Origin of the sequence: Ewingella sp. AOP9-I1-14, assembly GCF_052375995.1 — a bacterium.
Taxonomy (GTDB): Bacteria; Pseudomonadota; Gammaproteobacteria; order Enterobacterales; family Enterobacteriaceae; genus Ewingella; species Ewingella allii.
The window spans coordinates 717,503-743,667 of the sequence record NZ_JBQSVA010000002.1; the positions used below are offsets into that span (position 1 = coordinate 717,503).

The following is a 26,165-nucleotide window of genomic DNA, read 5'->3' on the forward strand; positions in this document are numbered from 1 at the left end:
CTACGCTCCCCAAACAACAATTGTTCCATAAAGTAGATAAACCACTAACGTCACGACGATAGCCAGTTGCAGCACCAGTCGCACAGCCAGAGGCTTGACGTAGTCCGTTAACACCTGCCACATGCCAATCCACGCGTGGATCAGAATCGAAAGCAGCGTCAGCAGGGTAAATACTTTGGTAATGGAGGAAGCAAAGAAGCCTTGCCAGACATCAAAAGTAATGTCCTGAGCCATCACAACAAAGCCCAGAATATAAAGGATATACAGCGTGATAACGATCGCCGATGCGCGCAGCAGCAGCCAGTCGTGGACACCATTGCGTCCTAATGCCGAAACATTGTTTACCATACGAAGACTCCAGCCAGAATTGACAGCACGACGGTAAGGCCGATCACCACTTGGGCTGAACGGGTACCGACAGCTAAACTCTCTTCGATATAGCCGAAATCCATCAGCAAGTGACGAATGCCACCGCAGACGTGATAGGCCAGTGCGGTGAGTATTCCCCAGAAGATGAATTTCACAATGAAGCCATTCATGATTTCAGCTGCGTGTGCAAACCCTTCAGGCGAAGAGAGTGACATGCCGAGCAGCCAGAGGAGGATACCGACAGCGACGAAGGTAATGACGCCGGAGACACGGTGTAAGATGGACGCTATTGCAGTTACGGGAAACCGGATCGTTTGCAGATCCAGATTGACAGGTCTTTGTTTTTTCACGGTTTTGCCCACACACCTCATAGAACCTTTTCGTGATCGCGGCAATCGCGTTGATGACGAAGGTCTTATTATTTTCCTTCCTCCGGCCTTGGCGGTGTTCAGACAGCATCTATCCTGCGTTCTTGAAATTGTGGATGCGTTGGCCGCTTTCACTCGCACGAATCACTTACCGACGTAAGCTCATCGTGACTCGCTCAATTGCCGCCTTCCCACAATTCCAATTACTTGGATATATTAGAGCTTAAGCTCCACATTTCCCGCGCTCAAACAACGACATCCGATGTGCTTAAACGGCGCAAAAATGAATTCCTTCAGTGCTTTTCCATTAACCTGAAAGACAAAAGAAGGTGATGCTGGGTGCTCCTACTTCGGGTTACCCGGAGACCTGGCGCAAAGTATAGGTTGATCACATTCCTATTACAATTCCCCTACAAACGCTTTGGTCACATTTCTGCGAAACAGTGATTAGGCTCCCATTTTTCACAATCCAAACAAAATAAATTATGTAGTTTGACATTGGATCAACATTTCCATTACATATTAGCCATTCGCTCACATCCGTGATGACTACGACAGACACATCCACCCTTCCCTGTTACGCCAAGTTATGCAAAAGTGGGGATTGTGTTATATCCATAACCTTGTCGTAAGTACTGATCCACCGAAAGCTGAGTAACAGAATTGTAAGATCTATCGAATCTTTAACAACGATGAAGTGTCGCCTGTCCGTCAAATCGTGATCCAAGGTCACAGCCGATTGGCTCTACGTTCCCTTTCTAAAATCGATCGCAGAGTCCGCCGAAATAATAATGACGGGGATTGAGGTGATATTTTAGGCTGTTCAGTTGTTGACGATTTTTAAAATAAAGGCGCTAAGGAGACTGTAAATGGCTGATAAGAAAGCGACACTTACCCTACAAGGTCAAGACCCAATTGAACTCGACGTGCTATCCGGCACCTTGGGTCAGGACGAAATTGACATTCGTACCCTCGGCTCCAAAGGCTTGTTCACCTTTGACCCCGGCTTTACCTCTACCGCATCTTGCGAATCCAAAATTACTTACATCGACGGTGACGAAGGCGTTCTGTTACACCGCGGTTTCCCGATTGATCAGTTGGCGAAAGAGTCAACCTTCCTGGAAGTGAGCTATTTGCTGCTGTACGGCGAAGCGCCAACTCAGGCTCAATACGAAGATTTCAAAAAAATCGTTGAACGCCACACCATGGTTCACGAGCAGATCACTCGCCTGTTCCACGGCTTCCGCCGTGACTCGCACCCAATGGCCGTGCTGTGCGGCGTGACCGGTGCTCTGGCGGCGTTCTACCACGACTCTATCGACGTGGAAAACGAGCGTCACCGCGAAATCGCTGCTTACCGTCTGCTGTCCAAAATGCCGACCGTTGCCGCCATGTGTTACAAGTATTCCATTGGCCAACCGTTCGTTTATCCGCGCAATGACCTCTCCTACGCTGGCAACTTCCTGCACATGATGTTCGCAACCCCTTGCGAAGAGTATGTGGTGAACCCAGTGCTGGAACGCGCAATGGACCGAATTCTTATCCTGCACGCTGACCACGAACAGAACGCATCAACCTCTACCGTGCGTACCGCAGGCTCTTCTGGCGCTAACCCATTTGCCTGTATTGCGGCGGGTATCGCATCTCTGTGGGGACCGGCTCATGGCGGCGCCAACGAAGCTGCGCTGAAAATGCTCGAAGAGATCAGCAGCGTCGATCACATCCCAGAATTCATCAAACGTGCGAAAGACAAAAACGATTCGTTCCGCCTGATGGGCTTCGGTCACCGTGTTTACAAAAACTATGACCCTCGTGCCACCGTAATGCGTGACACTTGCCACGAAGTACTGAAAGAGCTGGATCTGAAAGACAACCTGCTGGAAGTGGCGATGGAACTTGAGCACATCGCGCTGAACGACCCGTACTTCATCGAGAAGAAACTCTACCCGAACGTAGACTTCTACTCAGGCATCATCTTGAAAGCCATGGGTATTCCTTCTTCCATGTTTACCGTTATCTTCGCGATGGCGCGTACCGTGGGCTGGATTGCACACTGGAACGAAATGCACCAGGACGGCATCAAAATCGCTCGTCCACGTCAGCTGTACACCGGCTATGACAAACGTGATTTCAGCTCTCAGGTGAAAAAGAAATAAGTCTGTCAGCAGACGAGAAAAAGGCACTCATTGAGTGCCTTTTTTATTGCTCAAAACCTAGTGTTGACAGCCGGGACAGTGGAAAAAGGGCCGGGTAGACACCGAGGTTTTGACGATGGTTTCGCCACAGCGCTTACAGGCCTTGCCTGCCCGACCAAATACCCGAAAGCTGAACAGCGCGCCGTGGTGTTTGTTCTCCTGCACCTGCCCGCGCGTAGCATAAGACAAGCGTGCAATGGACAGACAGGCGTCAGCCAAGTCATCTAGCTGCTGTTCATTCAAGTCTTTGGGTTTATGCGTGGGAAGCAGCTTGGCCTGCCAGAGAATTTCCGCCCGCAAATAGTTGCCTAGCCCAGCCAAGAATGCCTGATCGAGCAGCATGCCGCCCAGCTGGCGATTGCGGAATTTGGCAGAGAGTAGCCGCTCGCGCACTTGCTCCACGGTCAGCGTCTCATCCAGCACGTCGGGGCCAATACGCTGCAAGAACGGATGATTTTCTATCTCATCGCTCGACCACATCTCAATCTCAGACGCGCTGTAGAGCAAAATAGTGCCGTCGGTGCTTTGCAGCTTCACCCGCAGCGAACGCTTGCTCTCCTTCGGCTGCTGCCCCGCCTCAACCACCCGCCAGACGCCGTACAGCTGATTATGGCTGTAGAGGGTTAAGCCATTGGAGAAATGCGTCAGCAGCGCCTTACCGCGCGTTTCAATCGCCGTAATCTGCGTGCCAATCAGCGCCGACTGGTAGGGCTGTAACTCGGGAAAGGCAAACCAGACGTCGGTCAGCGGTTTATTGACCACCGCGCGCACTAACTGGTCAGCGGCGCGGCGAATTTCAGGACCTTCAGGCATCAGTGCGTCGCGCCTCCCGCCACCCTCAAATCTTCCTCAGTATGCAGGGCAATAGCGATGGTCAGCTCGAGCGCTTCAAGCACGGTTTTCACCGACATACTCGGCTGGCCGGGATGTTTTGCCGCTTGTTCGGGCAAATATGGGATATGAATAAAGCCGCCCTTCACCACCTTGCAGCCCGGCTGCGCCAGACGATGCAGCAGGCCGTACATGATGTGGTTACAGACGTAAGTGCCCGCCGTCTGCGACACCGAGGCCGGAATGCCCGCCTCGCGCAACCCGCTGACAATCGCCTTGATTGGCAGCAGTGAGAAGTAGGCCGCCGGGCCGTCGGCGACGATAGGCAGGTCAACCGGCTGGTTGCCGTCATTGTCGGGAATTCTTGCATCATCGACGTTGATAGCCACACGTTCGACGCTAAAGTCAGCCCGACCGCCCGCCTGCCCCACCGCGATCACCATCGCCGGATCCACTTCATCAATCGCGGCATTCAGCGCGTCAATGGCTTTGCCGAACACGCAAGGCAGTTGGCGAATCACAATGCGCGCGCCGGAGATCTCCAGATCTTCTAACTTCTTCACCACTTCCCACGAAGGATTAAGGCGCTCCCCGTCAAAGGGCTCAAAACCGGTTACCAGAACTTTACGCATAAGAGATCCTTTTATTGTTTCAGGCTGAAACCTGAATATTCTGCTGACGAAACGCCTCGCGCAGACGGCGGGCGAAGGCCAGAGCGTGCTCGCCGTCGCCGTGCAGGCAGACAGTATCGGCCTGCACCGGCACTGCGACCCCCTCGCGGCTGACCACTTTTTGCTGTTGAACCATCATCAGGGTCTGTTGCAGCGCCAACTCGTCACTTTCAATCAGCGCATCCGGCTGGCTGCGCGGCACCAAATTGCCACTGCTTTGATAGCGGCGATCGGCAAACACCTCTTGCGACGTCGCCAGCCCCAAACGCGATCCGGCGCGAATCAGCTCGCTGCCCGCCAGCCCCACCAGCTTCAAAGCAGGATCTACACTGTGCACCGCGCGGGCAATGGTGTCGGCCAAGGCCGGGTCAGTCGCCGCCTGGTTGTAGAGCATGCCGTGCGGCTTGACGTGCACCATCTTGCCGCCCTCGGCGCGGGCAATCGCCGCCAGCGCCCCAAGCTGATACACCACCTGCGCATAGACCGTTTCCGGCGGAAGCTGCATCGCCGTGCGGCCAAAGTTTTCGCGATCAGGGAAGCTCGGGTGCGCACCAATCGCCACGCCGTATTGCAGCGCCCAGCGCACCGATTGCAGCATGGTTTGGGCGTCACCGGCGTGGAAGCCGCAGGCAATATTGGCGGAACTCACCAGCTGCAGCAGGGCCTGATCGTTGTCGCAGCCTTCGCCAAGATCGGCGTTTAAATCCACCCTGAGATCAGCGGCCATGCAGCCCCCACTTAATCTGTTCGATAAAGCGTTCCTGCTCTTTCGACGCCAGCTGCGCCTCTTCCAGCGAGCATTTGACGAAATGCACCGGCTCGCCGAGGCGGATTTGCGCCAAGTTATAGAGGTCAGCTTCAATCACGCAGGCGATGCGCGGATAGCCGCCGGTGGTCTGCGCGTCAGCCATCAGCACGATGGGCTGGCCGCCGTGCGGCACCTGCACCACGCCTGGGATCAGGCCGTGGGACAACATTTCGCGATTGCTTTCCCGTTTCAGACTATGGCCGTGCAGGCGATACCCCATGCGATTGCTCTGCGGGCTAAGCTGCCAAGAGGTGCGCCAAAACGCCTCGCGCGCCTCTTCGCTAAATTCCAGATATTCCGGCCCCGGCAGCGCGCGAATGCGATTACCGAACAGCAGCTGTTTGATGCCAGTCGACTGCCGCGGAGTCTGGCCTTTCTTGCCGATCGGTAGCTTATCGCCGTCGCGCAGCGGGCGGCCCTCTAAGCCACCAAAGGCCGTTTTAAGGTCGGTGCTGCGCGAGCCGAGCACCTCCGGCACGTCGATACCGCCGGACACCGCCAGATAGCTGCGCATGCCGCGCGCGGGGGTTTTGAGGGTGATGACCTGCCCGGCTTTTACCGGATAACGCCAGCCGGTCCACAGCACTTTGCCGTCCAGCTCGGCGTGGCAGCCTGCACCAGTCAGGGCTATCCAGCCCGCGCGTTTAAATTCGGCGCTGAACTGCCCGAGGGTGATTTCCAGCCCGGCGGCGTTTTGGTCATTGCCCACCAGCAGGTTGGCGATGCGCAGCGCGGGAGCGTCCAGCGCGCCGGTCTGGCTGACGCCCAGTTGGCGGTAGCCGCTGCGGCCTAAATCCTGCACCGTGGTAAAAATACCTGCGCGAATAATGCTTAACATACCCCCTCCTTTTGCGGCACAAAGCGCACTTTATCTCCGGGACGCAACAAGCTTGGCGGGGACTGGCGCGCGTCAAACATCGCCAGCGGCGTATGGCCAATAATTTGCCAGCCGCCGGGGGTGATGAGTGGGTAAATGCCGGTTTGGCTGCCGCCAATGCCCACAGAGCCGGCAGGTACCGCCAGCCGAGGCTCCGCGTGGCGCGGGGTATTAAGCTTCTCCGGCATGCCGCCGAGATAAGGAAAACCGGGCTGGAAGCCGAGGAAGTAGACGATGTACTCGGCGCTGGCGTGGCACTCCACCACTTTGCGCGGTTTCATGCCAGTGTGCTGGGCAACAAATTCCAAGTCGGGACCGTGCTTGCCGCCGTAAATCACTGGGATTTCAACCACTCGCGACTCAAGCTCCACCGACTCACTCTCTTCCCACCACTGCTGTAAACGCTCAATGGCGTCCAGCACAAAGCTTTCCGGGTCGGTCAGTAATACTGTGAGATTATTCATGCCGGGGATCACTTCCCGCACGCCGGGATAGTCCTGCAAACGCTGGGCAAGTCCCCAAATGCGTTGCTGGCTGGCTAATGAAACTGGCGGTTCAAGCTCCAGAACCACCGCGCGTTCGCCCAACAGGTAACACCGTGCTCGTTGCACTCAAACACTCCTCAAAAAAGCCGTTGTTGATGCAGCCGCAAAAGCAGCTGTTAAATAAACTGCAGAAAGAAAATCGTTAGACTGGAAACAGTTATGCGTGAAACGGACGGAGGATGTCAACTCAACAACCGCCAGTTTCGGACCCCTTTCAGGTTTCGCCTCCCGTGTTCTACTGCTACTCTCAATCTATTGCTTTATTTTTGTGCTTTCGGATAAAGCCTTTTTAGAAACACCAAGGGAGATGATTTGAAAAAGCCGCTGGCATTATTCTTTCCGCTATACACCACCACCCTGCTGATGCTGCTCGGTTCGGGCCTGCTCACCACTTACATCTCTCTGCGGCTGTCGGCTATCCACGTCAGCGGCGCAATGATTGGTGCCATCATCGCCGCCAACTACATCGGGCTGGTGATTGGCGGCAAAATCGGCCATATCCTTATCGCCCGCGTCGGCCATATTCGCGCCTATGTCTCCTGCTCGGGGATCATCACCGCCGCCGTGCTAGGCCACGGTCTGACTGAGATGATCCCGATTTGGGTGGTGCTGCGTTTAATCATCGGCCTGTGCATGATGTGCCAATACATGGTACTGGAAAGCTGGCTGAACGATCAGGCGGAAGCCGCCCAGCGCGGCGTGGTGTTTGGCTTCTATATGGTCGCCTCTTATCTCGGCATGGCGCTGGGGCAGGTGGTGCTGATGATTAACGACGGGCTGGGGGTCAGCACGCTGATTATCATCGCGCTCTGCTTCGCCCTCTGTCTGGTGCCGATTGCTCTAACCACCCGCACCAATGTCAGCCATATGTCCCCCGCGCCGATGGAGCTGAAGTTCTTTATTGGCGCTATTCCTAAGGTGCTCGCCACTACCCTGCTGATTGGCATGGTGGTCGGGTCGTTCTACGGTTTGGCGCCCATTTACACCAGCCAGCAAGAGCTAACCACTCAGCAAACCGGCCTGTTTATGGCGCTGGCGATTTTCGCCGGGCTGCTGGCGCAGTTCCCGCTGAGCTGGCTGTCGGACCACTACAACCGCAACATGCTGATGCGCATTAACGCCGTGCTGCTGGCGGTAACCGCGCTGCCGCTGGCGATCTTCACCCATATCTCTTTCCCGGTGCTACTGGGCGTCGGCTTTGTGGTCAGCCTGATGCAGTTCACCCTCTATCCACTGGTGGTGGCGTTAGCGAATGATATGATTGAGCCGGAGCGGCGCGTTTCCCTTTCCGCCTGTCTGTTGATGGCCTTTGGCGTAGGTGCCTGTATAGGCCCGCTGGCGGTGGGTGCGCTGATTGAACCTCTGGGCGGCAACATTCTGTATGCCTTCTTTGCCCTGTGCGGCGGCGGGATTGTGGCCCTGAGCCGAACTTCGGCCAAAGAGGAAGAGACGGTGATGGCGGTGGATGCGCCACTGCCGCATATCGCCATGCCGGACAGCTTGAGCAGTTCGCCGCTGTCGCCAGCCTTGAACCCAGCCTTTGATGAGCAGCTGATTCAGGAAACCATGCCCGCACCGGAAATGGCCAATGAAGACGCGGCCGCCAATGATGATATTGAGAAGGAAGAAGAGGAGGAGCCGAGCGCCTTCGCGCCACAGGGGGCAGACCCCGACGCCGATACCGGCTTACAGCGCGCCTTCACCCTGCTGGAAGATAGCGCGCCGGAAGAGCCGCCCGAAGAGAAAGAGCGGCGCGTGCTTTAATGGCTAAAAATAGCCTTTAAGCTGGGTTATCGATATCTATAAATGTGACTTCTAATTTGTGTTCTTTCTCCAGCCACTCCCCCAGCGCTTTCACGCCATAGCGCTCGGTGGCGTGGTGGCCTGCGGCGTAGAAGTGCAGGCCCATCTCGCGGGCAATGTGGATGGTCTGCTCGGAGACTTCGCCGCTGATAAAGGCATCAACGCCAAACTCCGCCGCCTGCTGGATAAAGCCCTGACCGCCGCCGGAGCACCAGGCCACGCGACGAATCTCAGCCGGGCCGCCCTGGCCGCTGTGCAGCACCTTACGGTCCAGCAGCACTTCAATGCGCTGGCGCAAAGCTTCGCCGCTGAGTGGCGTTTTCAGCTCGCCGAAAGGCACCAGCGGCATCACTTCACCCAGCACCTCAATGCTGAACATCTTGGCCAGCTGCGCGTTGTTGCCTAACTCCGGGTGGGCGTCAAGGGGCAAGTGGTAGCCGTAGAGGTTTATGTCGTTAAGTAGCAGAGTTTTCAACCGGTTGCGCTTCATGCCGCGCACTACCGATGGCTCGTTTTTCCAGAAATAGCCGTGGTGAACCAAGATAGCGTCGGCCTTGTGCTCCACCGCCGCGTCCAGTAAAGCCTGAGAAGCCGTCACGCCGGTCACGACGCGGTTGATCTCCTTGCGCCCTTCCACCTGTAAGCCGTTCGGCGCATAGTCATGGAAGCTACTGACATCAAGTTTCTGATTAATCAAGGATTCAAGCTGAAGGTTGGTGATCATATCGGTCTCTCATTGCGTCTGAATATTTAGGGTGATGATAACTGACAAGCCGCTAACACCCAACCTTCAACACGGCTGGCTATAAGGTTAAGTGGTCGCCCTGCTGCATCCTGATAAACTTCACCCCAAGGTCATTGCCTTTCTCCAACTGCTGCATGATTGCGGTTTCTGGATTTTCACCGGCTTTCAGGCTGGGCTTGATGTGGCTGATGATCACACTCAGGCCGTCGAGAGAGCCTTTGCCGCCGCTGGCGGTTTCCAAGACTTTCAGCTCTTTGAGCAGCCATTCAGGGGTCAGATGACCAAACAGCTTGCCGTCGGCCACGTCGTCGGGATAAGAGGTTTCGATGATGATGCCCTTGAGCCGCTTGGCTTTCACCTCAGCACCCAGCACCTGCCACACCGCCGCCAGATTGTTCGACTTCTCCACCGCGTCCGGGCCGGTATCGCCAAAGTAGGCAAAAGACTCTTTATTGCGGCTGAGCAGGATCATGCTCGACGGCGTACCGCCGTGGCTGAGGGGGTAAATCACGCCATCAAGCCCGGTAAGCCCGACGGAAAAACGCTGGGCCGGGCGCGGCGCATTCAGGCGATAGGTGCCGATGCGCAGGCCGCTGCCGGCATCCGTGAAGTTCGGCCACACTTTGCCGTTGAAGTAGTGCTGGCGCAGGGTGCCGATGGTATCGGCGGTGCCGTAAATCGGTTTTTTACTGTCTTCGGGAGAGCTGATGATAAGCCCGGCAAGGTGGTCGAGATGGCCGTGGCTGATGAAGTAGCCGCCAATCAGATTGCGGAAAACCGCGCCCTGCGGGGTGTAAGGCGCGGCATTTTCTGGCGTCACCTGAGGAAAGGCGCCCTTTTCCAACGCCTTACTGATCCCGGGCAGAACCGAACCGGCATCCAGCCCGAGATAAACTTTTTGGTCATCGCTGCGAATCAGATAGGAGGTCAGGTTGCCCTCCTCAACGCCGCCGTGAACGCCAAGCGCCACCACGTCAAAACCTGCGAATGCCTGACTCGCGGAACACGCCAGGATCAGCGCCAACATTTTGTTTCTCATCACATCGCTCCGTGTGTGGTGAAGATTTCTGTTGGTTCTCAGCCCTGTGGCTGATTCCCTCGTTTCGCCGCCTCGAACGCCGCCAGTGTGTCTTTCCGGGCGGTGGAGTGATCGATAACCGGCTGAGGATAGTCTAGCACGCGCTGGGTTTTCTCAGCCCATTGATGTGGCTGGTGAATTCCTTTTTCTGGGACATCGGTCAACTCCGGCACCCAAGCTTTGATAAATCGCCCGGCTTTGTCAAAACGCTCCCCCTGAGTGGTAGGGTTGAAAATGCGGAAGTAAGGCGCGGCGTCGGTGCCGGTGGACGCGCCCCACTGCCAGCCGCCATTGTTGGCCGCCAAATCACCATCCAGCAGTTGCGACATAAAATAGCGTTCGCCCTCGCGCCAGTCGATCAGCAGGTCTTTGACCAAGAAGCTGGCGACAATCATCCGCAGGCGGTTGTGCATCCAGCCGGTGGCGTTCAACTGGCGCATGGCCGCGTCGACAATCGGATAGCCAGTTTTACCCTCTTTCCACGCCTGAAGATCTTCCGGCGCGTGCCGCCAGCGGACATTATCGGTCCAGTCGATGAAAGGCCGGTGTTTACACAGCATCGGCCAGGCCACCAACAAATGACGGTAAAACTCGCGCCACACCAGCTCGTTCAGCCAGCCAAAGGCCCCGCCGTCGCGGCGCTCGAGCACGTCCGGGCATTCGGTGCGCAGGCGGTTAAAGCACTGGCGTGGCGACAGCACGCCGATGGCTAAATAAGGGGAAAGCGAGCTGGTGCCGTCGACGGCGGGCAGGTCGCGCTGCTCGAGATAATCCTGCACCTGCTCGCGGCAAAAACGGCGTAAACGGTCACGCGCCGCCTCTTCGCCGACCGGGAAGTCATCGCCAATCTCCTGCTGCGGATAGTCGAAGGGAGTCAGCGCGTGCAGTTTGACCTCCTCGCCGTTTTCACGCGCCTGCGGCGCAGGCAGCGAGCGGCTGTCTGACTCGGTCAGGCGCTCAAGAAAGGCGCGACGAAATGGCGTGTAGACCTTGTACATGCTGCCTTCGCCGGTAGTTACCGAGCCGGGGGGTAACAGCAGGCTGTCATCAAAACTGCGACAAATGACCTCGCCGGAGAGGCTTTTTTCGAGGGCGGCGTCGCGCTCTAACTCGTTGATTTCATACTGGCGGTTGTAGAACAACGCATCCACGTTTTGCTCGGCGCAGAAATCCTTCAGCCAGACATTGCTGGCGGCGAAGTCATCGCACTGCTGGTAGAACAGCGGAATGCCACGCTCGGCCAGGGAAGCCTGCAAAGCCTGAACGTGCTGGTAAATAAAGGCCGCCTGACGCGGCGCCATGACGTGCTGTTGCCACTGTTTCGGCGTGGCGATAAATAGCGCGAGCACCTTAGCCTGCAGGTCCTCGCAGGCGGCGTGCAGCGCGCGGTTATCGGTGATACGCAGGTCGTTGCGGAACCAGACGAGATGGGTAGTCATAAAGATCCTTCATTAATGGCCGTAGCGTAACCGCAGAGCCTCTGGATATGGCTCAAAATACCGCTGATCCGCTAGATAAGCGTCCGGATACTCAGCCATATAGTGTTTAAGCAGGGTGATGGGTGCCAGCAGAGGCTGAACGCCCTGACGATAGCGGTCGATAAGCTGGGTCAGTTCTTGGCGCTGGTGAGCATTAAGCTGGCGGCGGAAATAGCCCTGAACGTGCATCAATACGTTGGTGTGATTGCGGCGCGTGGCCTTGTGCTGCAACAGAATCATCAGCCGCTGGCGATATTCGACGAAGTACTCTTCCAGCGAAGTCCACTCGGCCATGCCCGCGACGAATCGGCCTAACTCGCGATATTGTGGCTGGGAGTGTGCCAAAAGCGAAAGTTTGTAACGGCTGTGGAAAGCCATCAGCTTGCCGCGCGACAGGCCGCTGGCCCGCAGCTGGTTAAGCTCATATAAGGCAAACACGCGCTCGACAAAGTTCTCACGCAGTACCGGGTCATTGAGCCGCCCATCCTCTTCCACTGGCAGCCACGGGTAGCGTTTCATCAACGCGGCGGCATAAATGCCCACGCCGCATTTCTTGCCGTCTTTGCCGTTGGCGCTGTAGACCCGCACTCTTTCCATGCCACAGCTCGGCGACTTGGCGCAGAGAATATAGCCACACAGATGCCCCAAAGGCTCAATGCGCTCCTCGGCATAGCTCTGCATTTTCTCTGTCACATCAATGGATTCATCATTACTGAAACGCATCGCCACGCCGTCATCCTGACGAACCAAACGCAAGGCTGGACGCGGCGTCGGCAGGCCAATCGCCATCTCAGGGCAAATCGCTTCGAAGCGTACATAGGGCGCAAGTTGCTCAACGGCGAAAGCCAGCCGCTTGTGGCCGCCGTCAAAACGCACGTTCTCCCCCAGCAGGCAGGCACTGATGCCGATCGGAATGTGTTCACTCATTAGCAACTCCCTGATGATGTTCGCCATGGCACTTAGGAAAAGAGCTATCTGCCCTCGTTATGAATCAGTATAAGTTATACAACAAAATAATGTTGTACAACTTTAGATTGAGGTAATAAAAAACCCCGGCTTTTCAGTCGGGGTTTTTAGCTTCTTTCCTTATCAGGAAGGGAAGGAGCAAAGATCAATAAAAATCTTGCGAAGCGAGTTCAGCATGCGACAGCCAAACAGGCTTATCGCTGGTTTTCAGCCAGACGCGGTGTAAATAACTATAAAAACGGGCGCGGTCCTGGCGGAACAGCATCACCGGTAATGCCAGCACGCCTGCGGCAAGCACCAGAGCGCGGCGAACAAGAATACGGGTCAGCGTATACGGCGTGTAATCAGACATAGCGTTGCTCCTTTCGGAATGTTTAAGAATTAATAGAATCTGTAAATTGAACAAAATTTTACCGCAATGGCTGAAAGTTTACTACTCATCTGACCACTTAAAGTGTAAAAAAACACCAAATTTTGCCTATCGATGTAATTGAGTTACAGAAAAGTTAAATAAAAACACTTTTTACATTTCATTTTCATAACAACTCGATCACCTATCAGATTTTTACTCTCCCAGCCCAAATCCCAGCCATTGGCGCTGTAGCAAGGCGGCAAGCGAGAGCATCCCGATGAGCTTACTCGAGTAAGTGATTCGGGGGATCGCGCGCAGTCAACGCAGCTACAGCGTCAAGGGTGCCGGGATTTTTATATAATTTTTATACTGAAGACTGCTTTCTTTTCAGGATCTTTGCCTGCGATTCCCTATTCTCGCTGCAACATAAAAAAACACCTGTGGAGGTGGACTGTGACTGTTGGCGTAATCTGCGGCGCACTGCTGGTTCTGTTGTTACTCGGCTACTTGGTTTATGCCCTGCTTAATGCGGAGGAGTTTTAAAAATGGCAGCTTCGGGCTTTTTAATGATCGCCAGCTTTATGTTGGTGTTATTGCTGCTCTCAAAACCACTGGGGAATTTCATTGCTCAGCTGATTGAAGATCAGCCTGTAGGCGGGTTTATAAGAGGAAAGTTACAACGTTTTGATCGTGGGGTATTACGCACAGCAGGAAGTTCAGAAACAGAAATGAATTGGTGGCAGTACGCCCTCGCCATCATGGTATTCAACATTTTAGGCATCATCGTTTTGATGGTGATGTTGTTGGCGCAAGGCTGGTTGCCGATGAACCCGCAGAACTTTGGCGGTTTGTCTTGGGATCTGGCTTTCAACACAGCAGTCAGTTTTGTGAGTAACACCAACTGGCAGGCGTACAGCGGCGAAAACACGCTGAGCTACTTCAGCCAGATGATTGGTTTGACGGTGCAGAACTTCCTGTCTGCCGCCACCGGTATTGCCGTGGCCTTTGCGCTGATCCGCGCTTTTGCGCGCCCTTCGGCTCATACCATTGGTAACGCCTGGGCCGACCTGTGGCGCATCACGATGTACCTGCTTCTGCCAATCACTCTGCTGATGGCGCTCTACTTCGTCAGCCAAGGGGTGATTCAGAACTTCGAAGTTTATCAGCACGTGACCACGCTGGAAGGCGCGCAGCAGCTGTTGCCAATGGGCCCAGTCGCCTCTCAAGAAGCGATCAAAATGCTCGGGACTAACGGCGGTGGCTTCTTCGGCGCTAACTCCGCGCACCCGTTCGAAAACCCAACCGCCATGACCAACATGGTGCAGATGCTGTCGATTTTCCTGATCCCTTGCGCACTGTGCTTTGCGTTCGGTCGCGTGGTCGGTGACAACCGTCAGGGCCACGCGCTGGTGTGGGCGATGTCAGTGATTTTCGTGGTGTCGGTGGTGGTCATTATGTACGCCGAATTGCAGGGTAACCCGCACTTCACGCAGCTCGGTGCAACCAGCAACATCAATATGGAAGGTAAGGAGAGTCGCTTCGGCATCTTAGCTTCTAGCTTCTTTGCTGCCGTCACTACCGCCGCCTCCTGCGGTGCGGTGAACGCCATGCATGACTCCTTCACCGCCCTCGGTGGTCTGGTGCCAATGTGGTTGATGCAGATTGGTGAAGTGGTGTTCGGCGGCGTCGGCTCTGGCCTGTACGGCATGCTGCTGTTCGTGCTGCTGACGGTGTTTATCGCTGGCCTGATGATTGGCCGCACGCCGGAATACCTTGGTAAGAAGATTGATGTTTACGACATGAAGATGACCGCGCTGGCGATTCTGGTGACACCAACGCTGGTGTTGCTGGGTACCGCGCTGGCACTGGTGACTGACGCAGGCCGTGCCGGTATCTCCAACCCGGGCGCCCACGGTTTTAGCGAAGTGCTGTATGCCGTCTCCTCTGCCGCCAACAACAACGGTAGCGCCTTCGGTGGTTTAAGCGTCAACACCCCGTTCTATAACGTGCTGTTGTCGGTATGTATGTTCTTCGGTCGCTTTGGGGTGATTCTGCCGGTGCTGGCTATCGCTGGTTCACTGGTAGCGAAAAAACGTCAGAAAGCGGGCAACGGTACGCTGCCTACCTCCGGCCCACTGTTTATCGGCCTGCTGGTCGGTACGGTTCTGCTGGTTGGTGCGCTGACCTTCGTTCCGGCCCTGGCCCTCGGTCCGGTAGCAGAACATTTGCAGGTGTGGTCCGGCCATTAATGCCGCGTAACCCGTTGAACTGATAATGAGTGAGATTAATAAAATGACTCGTAAACAACGTGCGCTGTTTGAACCGCGCCTGATCCGCACCGCCCTGCTCGACTCGGTGAAGAAACTGGACCCGCGCGTCCAGTGGCGTAACCCGGTGATGTTCGTGGTGTATCTGGGCAGTATTCTGACCACCATTATTTGGCTGGCTATTCTGTTCAAACAGACTGACGGCAGCGCCGCCTTCACCGGCAGCGTGTCGCTGTGGCTGTGGTTCACCGTGCTGTTCGCCAACTTTGCCGAAGCGTTGGCAGAAGGCCGCAGCAAGGCGCAGGCACAGAGCCTGAAAGGCGTGCAGAAGACCAGCTGGGCGAAGAAAATCTACGAACCGCGCCCGGAATCTCCGGTGGTTAAAGTGGCCGCCGACAGCCTGCGTAAAGGCGACATGGTGCTGATCGAAGCCGGTGATACCGTGCCGTGCGACGGTGAAGTGCTGGTAGGCGGAGCGTCAGTGGATGAGAGCGCCATTACTGGTGAATCCGCACCGGTGATTCGTGAGTCAGGCGGTGACTTCTCCTCCGTCACCGGCGGTACTCGCGTGCTGTCTGACTGGCTGATTGTTGAGTGTACTGCCAACCCAGGCGACACCTTCCTTGACCGGATGATCGCCATGGTGGAAGGCGCAAAACGTCGTAAAACGCCAAACGAAGTGGCTCTGACCATTCTGCTGGTTGCGCTGACGCTGGTGTTCGTTTTAGCCACCGCCACGCTCTATCCGTTCTCGCTGTTCAGCGTTGACGCCAGCCACATGGGCGTTCCAGTCACCGTCACCGTACTGGTCGCGCTGTTAGTCTGTCTGATCCCTACCACCATCGGCGGCCTGCTGTCGGCCATCGGCGTGGCGGGTATGAGCCGCATGCTGGAAGCTAACGTGATTGCCACCAGCGGCCGTGCTGTAGAAGCCGCGGGTGACGTTGACGTGCTGCTGCTCGACAAGACCGGGACCATTACGCTGGGTAACCGTCAGGCATCGCAGTTCCTGCCCGCACCTCAGGTGACGGAACAGGAACTGGCCGATGCCGCACAGTTATCCTCACTGGCGGACGAAACGCCGGAAGGCCGCAGCATCGTGGTGCTGGCGAAACAACGCTTTAACCTGCGCGAACGCGATATTCATTCGCTGAACGCCACCTTTGTTCCGTTCTCTGCGCAAACCCGTATGAGCGGCGTGAACATCGGCGACCGCAGCATTCGTAAAGGCTCGGTGGACGCCATTCGTCGCCACGTGGAAACCAACGGCGGCAGCTTCCCGCAGGCTATCGAAGGCCTGGTGGAAAACGTGGCTCGTAAAGGCGGTACGCCGCTGGTCGTGGCTGAAGGTGCGCGCGTTCTGGGCGTGGTTGAGCTGAAGGACATCGTCAAAGGCGGCATCAAAGAGCGCTTTGCCGAGCTGCGTAAGATGGGGATCAAAACGGTGATGATCACCGGTGACAACCGTCTGACCGCCGCCGCTATCGCCGCCGAAGCCGGGGTGGATGACTTCCTGTCCGAAGCCACGCCGGAAGCCAAGCTGGCGCTGATTCGCCAATACCAGTCAGAAGGCCGTCTGGTGGCGATGACCGGCGACGGTACCAACGACGCCCCTGCTCTGGCACAGGCTGACGTGGCGGTGGCGATGAACTCAGGTACCCAAGCGGCGAAAGAAGCCGGCAACATGGTGGACCTGGATTCCAACCCGACCAAGCTGATTGAAGTGGTGCATATCGGTAAGCAGATGCTGATGACGCGCGGCTCGCTGACCACCTTCAGTATCGCCAACGACGTGGCGAAGTACTTCGCCATTATCCCGGCGGCGTTCGCGGCGACCTATCCGCAGCTGAACGCGCTGAACGTGATGCACCTGACCTCCCCTGCTTCGGCGATTATGTCAGCAGTGATTTTCAACGCCTTGGTGATTGTGTTCCTGATCCCACTGGCGTTACGCGGTGTGAGTTATAAAGCCATGAGCGCCGCGTCGCTGCTGCGTCGCAACCTGTGGATTTATGGCGTGGGTGGTCTGGTGGTGCCGTTTATCGGTATCAAGATTATCGACGTGATCCTCACCGTTTTACACTTAAGTTAAGGGATAAAGACTATGTCTGTTTTACGTGCTCAGTCTGCTAACCAAGCTCCAGCGCCAACCCGCATGAGCTATCTGCGCCCTGCGATTGTGATGACGGTGCTGCTGACGCTGGCGACCGGGGTGGTCTACCCGTTCGTCACCACTGGGATCTCCACCGCGGTATTCAACTACCGCGCTGAAGGTTCGCTGATCCGTGACAATGGCGTGATTGTCGGTTCTGAGCTGATTGGCCAGAACTTCACTCGCGACAACTATTTCTGGGGGCGTCCGTCGGCGACGTCCGATACCCCCTATAATCCAATGGCGTCCGGCGGCAGCAACATGGCGGCGAGCAATCCGGCGCTGGACAAAGCCGTGGCGGATCGCGTGGCGGCACTGCGTAAAGCGAACCCACAAAGTTCGCCACAGGTTCCGGTGGATTTAGTCACCGCATCGGGCAGCGGCCTTGACCCACAAATTTCGGTGGAAGCCGCACAGTGGCAGGCCCAGCGCGTGGCAACGGCGCGTGGCTTAACGCTGGCGCAAGTCAATAAACTGATTGATGATAATACCTCGTCGCCGCTGGCGAGCTTTATCGGCCCAACCGTAGTCAACGTGCTTGAATTAAACCATGCGCTGGACAACCTGAAAGCGCAGTAAGGGTTCGAATAAAGATGTCCTCTAGATAAAGAGGATCAGTGATTAGGGCGCAACACGCTGCACCTTTCGAGATTCCCCCTCGGAAAATGCAACATGCTGCGCCCGTTCGGCTTTCTAAATTATGATGGGAAAACACATGGTGGAAGAATCACAACGCCCCGACCCCGATAGTCTTCTGGCGCTCGCTAATGAGAAGCCGCGCGGTCAATTAAAAGTCTTTTTCGGTGCCTGTGCGGGCGTTGGAAAAACCTTTGCCATGTTACAAGAGGCCCAGCGTTTACGCGCCACGGGCCTCGATGTTTTGGTCGGCGTGGTGGAAACCCACGGGCGTAAAGAGACTGAGGCCCTGCTGCCCGGCCTGAGCCTGCTGCCGCCAAAACGCATTCAGCACCGTGGTCGTCTGGTGCAGGAGTTTGATCTCGACGCCGCCCTCGCCCGCCACCCTGCCCTGATCCTGATGGATGAACTGGCGCACAGCAACGCCACCGGCTCCCGCCACCCGAAGCGCTGGCAAGATATTGATGAGCTTTTAGATGCCGGAATCGACGTGTTTACCACCGTCAACGTGCAGCATCTGGAGAGTTTGAACGACGTGGTCAGCGGCGTGACGGGGATTATTATTCGTGAAACCGTCCCTGACCGGCTATTTGATGACGCCACCGAAGTGGTGCTGGTGGACCTGCCGCCGGACTCGCTGCGCCAGCGTCTGAAAGAGGGCAAAGTCTATATTCCCGGCCAGGCCGAGCGCGCCATCGAGCATTTCTTCCGCAAAGGCAATCTGATTGCGCTGCGCGAATTAGCCCTGCGCCGCACCGCCGACCGGGTTGATGACCAGATGCGCGAATACCGCGATGACCAGGGCGTCCACCGCGTCTGGCACACTCGCGACGCCCTGCTGCTGTGCATCGGTCACGGCGGCGGCAATGAGAAATTAGTGCGCGTCGCCTCGCGGCTGGCGGCGCGGCTGGGCTGCATCTGGCACGCGGTGTATGTCGAAACCCCGCGCCTGCATCGTCTGCCAGAAGGCCAGCGGCGGGCGATTTTGCGCTCGTTAAAACTTGCGCAGGAGCTGGGCGCCGAAACCGCCACCCTCTCCGACCCGCAGGAAGAGAAAGCCATTCTGCGCTATGCCCGCGAGCACCGCCTGGGCAAAGTGCTGATGGGGCGGCGCAAAGAGCAGCGCTGGAAGCTTGGCGGCAGCTTCGCCGACCGCCTGGCGCGCATCGGGCCAGATTTAGATTTGATGATCATCGGGCTGGAAGATGCTCCGGCGATCCCGAGCCGCAAAGAGCACGACGCCCGCACCTTCGCCGAGAAATTCCGCCGCCAGCTTCAGGGCTGCGCCGTGGCCGTGGCGCTCTGTACGCTGATCACCCTATTCTCACAATGGCTGATCCCGGCCTTCGATCAGGCCAACCTGGTGATGGTTTACCTGCTCGGCGTGGTGATCGTCGCGCTATTTTATGGCCGCTGGCCGTCGGCGCTGGCCGCGGTGATTAACGTCGCCAGCTTCGACCTGTTCTTCGTCCAACCCCGAGGTTCGCTGGCGGTCACCGACGCGCAGTATCTGGTGACCTTCGCGGTGATGCTGATTGTCGGCATTCTGATTGGCAATCTCACCGCCGGGGTGCGCTATCAGGCGCGCATTGCCCGTCACCGCGAACAGCGCGCTCAGCATCTGTATGAAATGTCGAAAGGTTTAAGTCAGGCACTGACGCCAGACGCCATTGCCCAAACCAGCCGCCACTTTATCTCTTCCAGCCTGCACGCCAAAACCGCGGTTTTACTGCCGCAGGAAAATGGCGGTCTGGCTCCGGCGGCCAGCGATGAAGGCGCCAGCATCGTGGTGGATGACGCCATTGCGCGCTGGAGTTTTGACAAGCAGATGCCCGCCGGAGCAGGCACCGACACGCTGGCGGGCGTGCCTTACCAACTGCTGCCTCTGGTGGCCTCAGGCCAGTCGCGCGGCCTGCTGGCGGTTGAGCCGACCAACGCCCGACAACTGATGGTGCCGGAGCAGCAGCGACTGCTGCAAACCTTCACCGTGCTGGTCGCCAATGCCCTCGAGCGTTTAGATTTAGCCGCCAGCGCCGAAAGTGCCCGGCTGGACGCCGAGCGCGAACAGCTGCGCAACTCGCTGCTCTCCGCCCTCTCCCACGACCTGCGCACGCCGCTCACCGTGCTGTTCGGTCAGGCAGAAATCCTGACGTTAGATTTAGCGTCAGAAGGCTCGAAACACGCGCCGCAGGCTAATCAGATTCGCCAACAAGTCCTCAGCACCACCCGGCTGGTGAACAATTTGCTGGATATGGCGCGCATTCAGTCCGGCGGCTTTAACCTGCGCAAAGAGTGGCAGTCGGTGGAAGAGATCATCGGCAGCGCGCTGCGCATGTTGGAAACCGTGCTCAGCAGCCACGAAATCAAAATCGAGCTGCCGGAAGAGCTATTGCTGGTCAATTGCGACGGCAGCCTGATTGAGCGAGTGTTTATCAACCTGCTGGAAAATGCTCATAAATACGCCGGTTCGGGGGCAACCATTGGCATTCGCGCCACGCCGCAGCAGGAGTGGCTGGAGATGGAAGTGTGGGATAACGGGCCGGGAATTATGTCCGGCGGCGAGCGCGCCATCTTCGACAAATTCTCTCGCGGTAATAAAGAGTCAGCAATCCCCGGCGTGGGCTTGGGATTAGCCATTTGTCGTGCCATTATTGAGGTACACGACGGCGAGATCTGGGCGGAAAATGGCCCTAACGGCGGCGCACGCTTCCGCTTCCGCTTACCTTTGGAATCACTGCCAGAAATGGACACTGACATAATTGAGGAAATGTGACTTCATCTCCCATTAATATTTTGATTGTTGAAGATGAGAAAGAGATCCGGCGCTTTGTTCGAACCGCGCTGGAGGGGGAAGGTTTGCGCGTTTTCGAGAGCGATACGCTGCAACGCGGGCTGATTGAGGCCGGTACGCGCAAGCCTGACCTGATTATTCTTGATCTCGGTTTGCCGGATGGCGACGGGCTGGATTATATCCGCGATTTGCGCCATTGGAGCAGTATCCCGGTGATTGTGCTTTCAGCCAGAACCAGTGAAGAAGATAAAATTGCCGCGCTGGACGCGGGTGCCGATGACTTCCTGACCAAGCCGTTTGGCGTTGGCGAGCTGTTGGCGCGCGTGCGCGTGGCGTTGCGACGCCATGCCGGAAGCCATCAGGAAAGCCCGTTGGTGAGTTTCTCTGATGTCAGCGTGGATTTGGTCAATCGGCGCGTGCAGCGTAATGGCGAAGATTTACACCTGACGCCGATTGAGTTTCGCCTGCTGGCGGAGCTGCTGGCTAACAGCGGAAAAGTGATCACCCAGCGGCAATTACTGAGCCACGTCTGGGGGCCAAACTATGTCGAGCACAGCCACTATCTGCGCATCTATATGGGCCATTTGCGGCAGAAGCTGGAAGTCGATGCCACCCGTCCACGCCATCTGTTGACTGAAACGGGCGTCGGCTACCGATTCCTGCCCTAACCTGCTTTACTCTTCCCGCTCGCGCACTTTGCCGGTTTTCAGCAGCATCATAAAATCTTTAAAGGCGGTGCGCAGAGGGTCGAACAGCGGATGCTTGCGGTTCTCCATCATGGTTTCTGAGAACAGCTTCAAGCCCACGGCAAAAGCCGCCGTTTTCTCTTCGCCAAAGCCCAAATCTTCTCGCGCCTGCAAACGCTTCACAATGCCCAAAATCTCATCGTGGTTCTCAGCTTCAAACACCAGCGTTTCGGCTTCCAGCGGCTCGCCGCGCTTGTCAGTTAATGGTTCAACGGTGATGCGATAACGGTAACCCGGCATTATTTTTTCTCCTCAGAATGAGTATTTTTAGAAGACGCAGCGGCCAGCTCGGCGTCGATGGCGGCGAATTCGGCTTCAATACTTTCTACCGCTTTGACCAGCGTGGCATTAACGCGGGCCACCTGCTCGGCGCTCAAGTCGCCGCGCATCATGTTGCCGCGCAGCACGCGTTTCAGGCGATGCATGGCGTCGGAAATGCCTTCCGCCAAGTTGCCACCGCGCGGACGCGTTGCCCCGGCCAGACGGGCGAAGATGATGTCGACCACTTCCTGATGCTGCGCCAACTCGACTTTACCGGCTTCGGTAATTTGGTAGCTTTTGCGGCCATTGCCGGTAGCGACGGCTTCCAGAAAGTCTTGCTCTTCCAGCAGGGTCAGCGTCGGGTAAATCACTCCAGGGCTTGGCACGTAGAGGCCAGACGAGGCTTCTTCAATCGCTTTGATAAGCTCATAGCCGTGGCTTGGTTTTTTCGCCACCAGCGCCAGCAGCACGCGGCGCAGGTCGCCGTGCTCAAACAGGCGCTGTACGCGCTCGCCGTGGCGGCCTTCCCCACGACCACCGCGACGGCCTTCGCCGCGCTCATCGCGATCGCCAAAATGATGACGCCCGCCGCGACGCATATCGCGATGACCGTGACGGTGGTGCCCCTCTTCGCGGCATCCGTGGCCGCGATGGCGGCCTTCGAACAGTTTGCTAAACATAGATTCAATCCTTAAAAATAGGGTTATTTAGATATATCGAAGTGTTTTCGATATATCTAAACTAGATCGAATTTCAGCCGTCAGCAAGTCGAAAATGCAATTTCGATATATCTTTTTTATGACGAGGGGAATTTCAGAAGGTGCAGAAAGCAAAAAAGCGCTGAAGATTCAGCGCTTTGTTTTGGAGCAGAGGTCGGGATTACTTGGCGTCGGCGAGCACTTTGCTGACGATATCCACGGCTTCTTTTTCGATTTTTTCGCGATGCTCGGCACCCAGGAAGCTTTCACAATAGATTTTGTAAGCTTCTTCAGTACCGGACGGACGCGCGGCGAACCAGCCATTTTTGGTCATCACTTTCAGACCGCCGATGGAAGCCCCGTTGCCCGGCGCGTTGGTCAGGCGGGCGGTGATTGGGTCACCGGCCAGCGTGTCAGCTTTCACCTGCTCAGGAGAAAGCTTGGACAGCGCGGCTTTCTGCGCGTGTGTCGCAGGCGCCTGAATACGGTTGTAGCTTGGCGCACCAAAGCGAGCCGCCAGCGCATTGTAGTGCTCTTGCGGATTCTTGCCGGTGACGGCGGTGATCTCAGCCGCCAGCAGGCACATGATGATGCCGTCTTTGTCGGTGGACCAAGGCGTGCCGTCGAAACGCAAGAAGGACGCCCCGGCGCTCTCTTCGCCGCCGAAGCCGAAGCTGCCGTCAAACAGGCCGTCTACGAACCATTTGAAGCCCACTGGCACTTCCACCAGCTTGCGGCCCAGATCTTCGACCACGCGGTCAATCATCGCGCTGGAGACCAGCGTTTTGCCGACGGCGACCTCTTTGCCCCACTGCGGACGGTGCTGGAACAGGTATTGAATCGCCACCGCCAGATAGTGGTTCGGGTTCATCAAACCGGCCGGGGTGACGATGCCGTGGCGGTCGTAATCCGGGTCATTGGCGAAGGCCAAATCGAACTTGTCGCGCAGCGCCAGCAGGCCCGCCATCGCGGATTCAGACGAGCAGTCCATGCGGATCACGCCGTCGTGGTCGAGATGCATAAAGCGGAAAGTCTGATCGACTGAGTCGTTCACCAGCGTCAAATCTAATTCGTAATGCTTAGCAATACGCTTCCAGTATTCGATACCGGAACCGCCGAGTGGGTCAACGCCCAGCTTCAAGCCCGCTTTTTGAATCGCCTTCATGTCGACGATTTCGCCAAGGCTTTCCACATAAGGCTGAACCAAGTCTACGGCTTGCAGATGGCCGCTTTTCCACGCCGCGTCGAGAGACTGACGCTGAACGCCGGCCAGCTTGGCCGCCAGCAGCGCATTGGCACGTTTTTCGATCACTGACGTCAGGTCAGTATCAGCCGGGCCGCCGTTGGTTGGGTTGTACTTGATGCCACCGTCTTCTGGCGGGTTGTGCGATGGGGTGATGACGATGCCATCAGCCAAAATGCCGCCTTTGCGGTTGTGCGTTAGGATAGCGTGAGAAACCGCAGGCGTCGGCGTGTAGCCATTATCTTCCTGCACAATCACGTCAACGCCGTTGGCCGTCAGCACTTCCAGCACGGAAATAAAGGCCGGTTCGGACAGCGCATGGGTATCTTTGCCCACGTAGCAAGGACCCGTGGTGCCCTGCTCTTTGCGCACTTCAGCAATTGCCTGAGCAATCGCCAGAATGTGGTTTTCGTTGAAGCTATGACGCAACGCGCTACCGCGATGGCCGGAAGTCCCAAACTTCACCGCGTGGGCAGTGTTCGTCGGGTCCGGTTGCAGAACGTAATATTGTGACGTCAACTGCGCCACATTGATTAAATCGCTTTGCTGAGCAGGTTGTCCTGCACGAGGGTTTTTAGCCACGTGTGCATCTCCCTTACGCTGAAATTAGAGGGTACCGCAGACTTTGTCGGTCAGTTCTTGTGGGAACTGCATCAACTGCATGATGTGTTCAATCATGCTGCGTTTGCGATCTGTGTTGGTATTCGTGATAACCCAATACGGCGTTCCAGGAACGTGTTTAGGCTTAGTATGGTTACCGTTTTGCAGCAATGTCTGCTGGTCGCCGGCGAAATAGGTGCGCGTACGGCCGTGCAGAGAGTCCGTCGCCGCAGCAAATTCTTTAGGATTCAGACAGTACAATGTAGTCAGGATCAGCATGAAACGGTTCACTGCCTTGGTCTGTTCTGCATAGTCATCAGAAAGCAGCAGTTCGCGCACGGCGCGGACTTTATCACGCGCGGTGTTAGCAGCAACGACAGGCGTTTTCTCTGCGGCAGTGGCGGCAGCAACCTGCGCGCCCGCATTGGCAGGAGGGGTTTTCGCTTCCTGCCCGGCAGAAAACTTCAGCATACGGCGCAAAATATCCGACGCACTTTCACCGATATGCTGCGTATGGCTGGCAATATAACGGTAGAGTTCTTCGTCAACCTCAATAGTTTTCATCTTTTTCCAGTACTGTTTTTTCTACTTAATTCGTTCGAAAAGGATTATACAAACTTCTGCGCGTTAACGAACAGGCCGCAACACAAAAAGCAGATTTATCCCCGCTTTCTGCTCACGCCTGCTGCAAACGGCTTCGCAGCGCGAAATCCCAATCAGGTATCTGGCTAAAACTTTCCGGTTTAAAAATTTTCAGCAACTCATGATAACCTAATGAGATTGTTTATCTGCATGAACTTCACCATGAAATTACATTATCGTCTGCAAGAATCTGCCCAGCCCGAGAATCAAACCCTGCCCGTTTTGCTGATCCACGGCCTGTTTGGCACGCTGGATAATCTCGGGGTATTGGCGCGCGACTTGAAACAGCAGCATCAGGTGCTGCAGGTAGATATGCGTAACCATGGCCAGTCGGGGCGTTCGGATGACATGTCTTATGCCGCCATGGCGCAGGACTTATTGGATACCATGGATGACGTCGGCTTCGAAAAAGCCTTAGTGATTGGCCACTCGATGGGTGGCAAAGCCGCCATGGCGATGACCGCGCTGGCCCCCGAGCGGATTGAAAAGCTGGTGGCGATTGATATCGCGCCGGTGGATTATGACACTCGCCGCCACGACGAAATTTTTGCCGCGGTTAACGCCGTGAGCGACACCAAGGCTGGCGACCGCCAGTCCGCTGCCGAGTGCATGCGTCAATATATAGAAGAAGAAGGCGTGATTCAGTTTTTGCTGAAATCCTTCCAGCAGGGCGAGTGGCGTTTCAACGTGCCTGTGCTGATGGCCGAGTACGCGAAAATCATCGGCTGGGAAAACATTCCCGCGTGGAACCACCCTGCGCTCTTTATTCGTGGCGGCCTGTCGCCTTATGTGCAAGATAAGTACCGCGACGCCATTGCCAGCCAATTCCCTCAGGCGCGCGCCCACGTGGTCGCCGGAACCGGCCATTGGGTTCATGCAGAAAAACCTGACGCGGTGCTTCGTGCTGTACACCGTTTCATCGATGAGGCTTGATGTTTAATAAGCTGGGGATAAATTGTGCAAAAAGCCTGCATAACTTAATCATTTAGCTATAAATTTGGGCTTTTAACCGTTGTGAATCGCGGCGCGGCTAGGGTATGATT

25 protein-coding genes are annotated in these 26,165 nt (G+C 56.4%); 9 read left to right on the top strand and 16 right to left on the bottom strand.

The window, feature by feature from the left end:
- Together sdhD and sdhC are read right to left on the bottom strand one after the other, a co-directional pair.
- Positions 1-348 (bottom strand): succinate dehydrogenase membrane anchor subunit, encoded by a 348-nt coding sequence (sdhD, locus tag ACT3RT_RS08505; protein WP_034788463.1) that lies wholly within the window; start codon positions 346-348, stop codon positions 1-3.
- Positions 342-731 carry a succinate dehydrogenase cytochrome b556 subunit gene (gene sdhC / locus ACT3RT_RS08510; RefSeq protein WP_034788669.1) on the bottom strand — a complete coding sequence of 130 codons (390 nt, stop codon included), beginning with the start codon at positions 729-731 and terminating at the stop codon, positions 342-344. Before sdhC ends, sdhD begins: the two co-directional genes overlap by 7 nt.
- A gap of 875 nt (positions 732-1,606) precedes the next feature.
- Here sdhC and ACT3RT_RS08515 point away from each other — a divergent pair.
- Positions 1,607-2,893 (top strand): citrate synthase, encoded by a 1,287-nt coding sequence (locus ACT3RT_RS08515; RefSeq protein ID WP_353501366.1) that lies wholly within the window; start codon positions 1,607-1,609, stop codon positions 2,891-2,893.
- A 57-nt stretch (positions 2,894-2,950) separates the two neighbouring features.
- Here the strand turns inward: ACT3RT_RS08515 and nei are convergent, their stop codons facing one another.
- Genes nei through pxpB form a run of 5 tightly spaced genes read right to left on the bottom strand, consistent with a single transcriptional unit; the run spans position 2,951 to position 6,730 of the window.
- On the bottom strand, positions 2,951-3,745 hold the full coding sequence (gene nei, locus ACT3RT_RS08520) for an endonuclease VIII (protein WP_485901553.1): 795 nt from the start codon (positions 3,743-3,745) through the stop codon (positions 2,951-2,953).
- Positions 3,745-4,395: a pyroglutamyl-peptidase I gene (pcp, locus tag ACT3RT_RS08525; protein ID WP_353501364.1), complete on the bottom strand. Its 651-nt coding sequence runs from the start codon at positions 4,393-4,395 to the stop codon at positions 3,745-3,747. Before pcp ends, nei begins: the two co-directional genes overlap by 1 nt.
- Positions 4,396-4,414: 19 nt before the next feature.
- Positions 4,415-5,161 carry a 5-oxoprolinase subunit PxpA gene (gene pxpA / locus ACT3RT_RS08530; RefSeq protein WP_485901555.1) on the bottom strand — a complete coding sequence of 249 codons (747 nt, stop codon included), beginning with the start codon at positions 5,159-5,161 and terminating at the stop codon, positions 4,415-4,417.
- Positions 5,151-6,080 carry a 5-oxoprolinase subunit PxpC gene (pxpC, locus tag ACT3RT_RS08535; RefSeq protein ID WP_496202812.1) on the bottom strand — a complete coding sequence of 310 codons (930 nt, stop codon included), beginning with the start codon at positions 6,078-6,080 and terminating at the stop codon, positions 5,151-5,153. The genes pxpA and pxpC overlap by 11 nt, the downstream gene beginning before the upstream one ends.
- Positions 6,074-6,730: a 5-oxoprolinase subunit PxpB gene (pxpB, locus tag ACT3RT_RS08540; protein ID WP_353501361.1), complete on the bottom strand. Its 657-nt coding sequence runs from the start codon at positions 6,728-6,730 to the stop codon at positions 6,074-6,076. The genes pxpC and pxpB overlap by 7 nt, the downstream gene beginning before the upstream one ends.
- Positions 6,731-6,976: 246 nt before the next feature.
- On the opposite strand from pxpB, the gene ACT3RT_RS08545 reads away from it, so the two are divergent.
- Positions 6,977-8,428, top strand: coding sequence for an MFS transporter (locus tag ACT3RT_RS08545; protein ID WP_353501360.1), 1,452 nt, complete (start codon positions 6,977-6,979; stop codon positions 8,426-8,428).
- Positions 8,429-8,444: 16 nt separating this feature from the next.
- On the opposite strand, the gene ACT3RT_RS08550 is transcribed toward ACT3RT_RS08545, so the two are convergent.
- From ACT3RT_RS08550 to ACT3RT_RS08570, 5 genes are all read right to left on the bottom strand, one after another.
- On the bottom strand, positions 8,445-9,191 hold the full coding sequence (locus tag ACT3RT_RS08550; protein WP_496202813.1) for a type 2 GTP cyclohydrolase I: 747 nt from the start codon (positions 9,189-9,191) through the stop codon (positions 8,445-8,447).
- A gap of 79 nt (positions 9,192-9,270) precedes the next feature.
- Positions 9,271-10,251 (bottom strand): MBL fold metallo-hydrolase, encoded by a 981-nt coding sequence (locus ACT3RT_RS08555; protein WP_485901560.1) that lies wholly within the window; start codon positions 10,249-10,251, stop codon positions 9,271-9,273.
- A gap of 38 nt (positions 10,252-10,289) precedes the next feature.
- Entirely contained in the window at positions 10,290-11,729 is a 1,440-nt protein-coding gene (gene phrB / locus ACT3RT_RS08560; RefSeq protein WP_496202814.1) for a deoxyribodipyrimidine photo-lyase, read from the bottom strand.
- Positions 11,730-11,741: 12 nt separating this feature from the next.
- Positions 11,742-12,695 carry a YbgA family protein gene (locus ACT3RT_RS08565; RefSeq protein WP_496202815.1) on the bottom strand — a complete coding sequence of 318 codons (954 nt, stop codon included), beginning with the start codon at positions 12,693-12,695 and terminating at the stop codon, positions 11,742-11,744.
- Between the two features lie 184 nt (positions 12,696-12,879).
- Complete coding sequence (locus ACT3RT_RS08570) at positions 12,880-13,086, bottom strand: YbfA family protein (RefSeq protein ID WP_100937755.1); 207 nt, start codon at positions 13,084-13,086, stop codon at positions 12,880-12,882.
- Positions 13,087-13,539: 453 nt separating this feature from the next.
- Here ACT3RT_RS08570 and ACT3RT_RS08575 point away from each other — a divergent pair, with 453 nt between their 5' ends.
- The 6 genes from ACT3RT_RS08575 to kdpE all read left to right on the top strand — a co-directional run bounded on the left by ACT3RT_RS08575 (position 13,540) and on the right by kdpE (position 21,600).
- Entirely contained in the window at positions 13,540-13,629 is a 90-nt protein-coding gene (locus tag ACT3RT_RS08575; RefSeq protein WP_100937756.1) for a K(+)-transporting ATPase subunit F, read from the top strand.
- A 2-nt stretch (positions 13,630-13,631) separates the two neighbouring features.
- Positions 13,632-15,335, top strand: a complete 1,704-nt coding sequence (gene kdpA / locus ACT3RT_RS08580; protein WP_496202816.1) for a potassium-transporting ATPase subunit KdpA — start codon at positions 13,632-13,634, stop codon at positions 15,333-15,335.
- Positions 15,336-15,378: 43 nt separating this feature from the next.
- On the top strand, positions 15,379-17,445 hold the full coding sequence (gene kdpB, locus ACT3RT_RS08585; RefSeq protein ID WP_353501355.1) for a potassium-transporting ATPase subunit KdpB: 2,067 nt from the start codon (positions 15,379-15,381) through the stop codon (positions 17,443-17,445).
- A 63-nt stretch (positions 17,446-17,508) separates the two neighbouring features.
- A complete protein-coding gene (gene kdpC / locus ACT3RT_RS08590; RefSeq protein ID WP_353503924.1) occupies positions 17,509-18,084 on the top strand; it encodes a potassium-transporting ATPase subunit KdpC in 576 nt (191 codons plus the stop codon).
- Between the two features lie 136 nt (positions 18,085-18,220).
- Positions 18,221-20,914, top strand: coding sequence for a two-component system sensor histidine kinase KdpD (kdpD, locus tag ACT3RT_RS08595; RefSeq protein WP_353501354.1), 2,694 nt, complete (start codon positions 18,221-18,223; stop codon positions 20,912-20,914).
- Positions 20,911-21,600: a two-component system response regulator KdpE gene (gene kdpE / locus ACT3RT_RS08600; RefSeq protein WP_034788424.1), complete on the top strand. Its 690-nt coding sequence runs from the start codon at positions 20,911-20,913 to the stop codon at positions 21,598-21,600. Before kdpD ends, kdpE begins: the two co-directional genes overlap by 4 nt.
- A 6-nt stretch (positions 21,601-21,606) precedes the next feature.
- Here the strand turns inward: kdpE and ACT3RT_RS08605 are convergent, their stop codons facing one another.
- From ACT3RT_RS08605 to seqA, 4 genes are all read right to left on the bottom strand, one after another.
- On the bottom strand, positions 21,607-21,918 hold the full coding sequence (locus tag ACT3RT_RS08605) for a DUF3861 domain-containing protein (protein WP_034788422.1): 312 nt from the start codon (positions 21,916-21,918) through the stop codon (positions 21,607-21,609).
- Positions 21,918-22,619, bottom strand: coding sequence for a PadR family transcriptional regulator (locus tag ACT3RT_RS08610; protein ID WP_353501352.1), 702 nt, complete (start codon positions 22,617-22,619; stop codon positions 21,918-21,920). The genes ACT3RT_RS08605 and ACT3RT_RS08610 overlap by 1 nt, the downstream gene beginning before the upstream one ends.
- Before the next feature lie 199 nt (positions 22,620-22,818).
- The gene (gene pgm, locus ACT3RT_RS08615; protein WP_353501351.1) at positions 22,819-24,462 is read right to left on the bottom strand and encodes a phosphoglucomutase (alpha-D-glucose-1,6-bisphosphate-dependent); all 1,644 of its coding nucleotides are present in this window, start codon (positions 24,460-24,462) and stop codon (positions 22,819-22,821) included.
- 24 nt (positions 24,463-24,486) lie between these two features.
- Positions 24,487-25,044, bottom strand: coding sequence for a replication initiation negative regulator SeqA (gene seqA, locus ACT3RT_RS08620; RefSeq protein WP_353501350.1), 558 nt, complete (start codon positions 25,042-25,044; stop codon positions 24,487-24,489).
- A gap of 228 nt (positions 25,045-25,272) precedes the next feature.
- On the opposite strand from seqA, the gene ybfF reads away from it, so the two are divergent.
- Complete coding sequence (ybfF, locus tag ACT3RT_RS08625) at positions 25,273-26,055, top strand: esterase (RefSeq protein ID WP_353503923.1); 783 nt, start codon at positions 25,273-25,275, stop codon at positions 26,053-26,055.
- Positions 26,056-26,165: the final 110 nt, after the last annotated feature.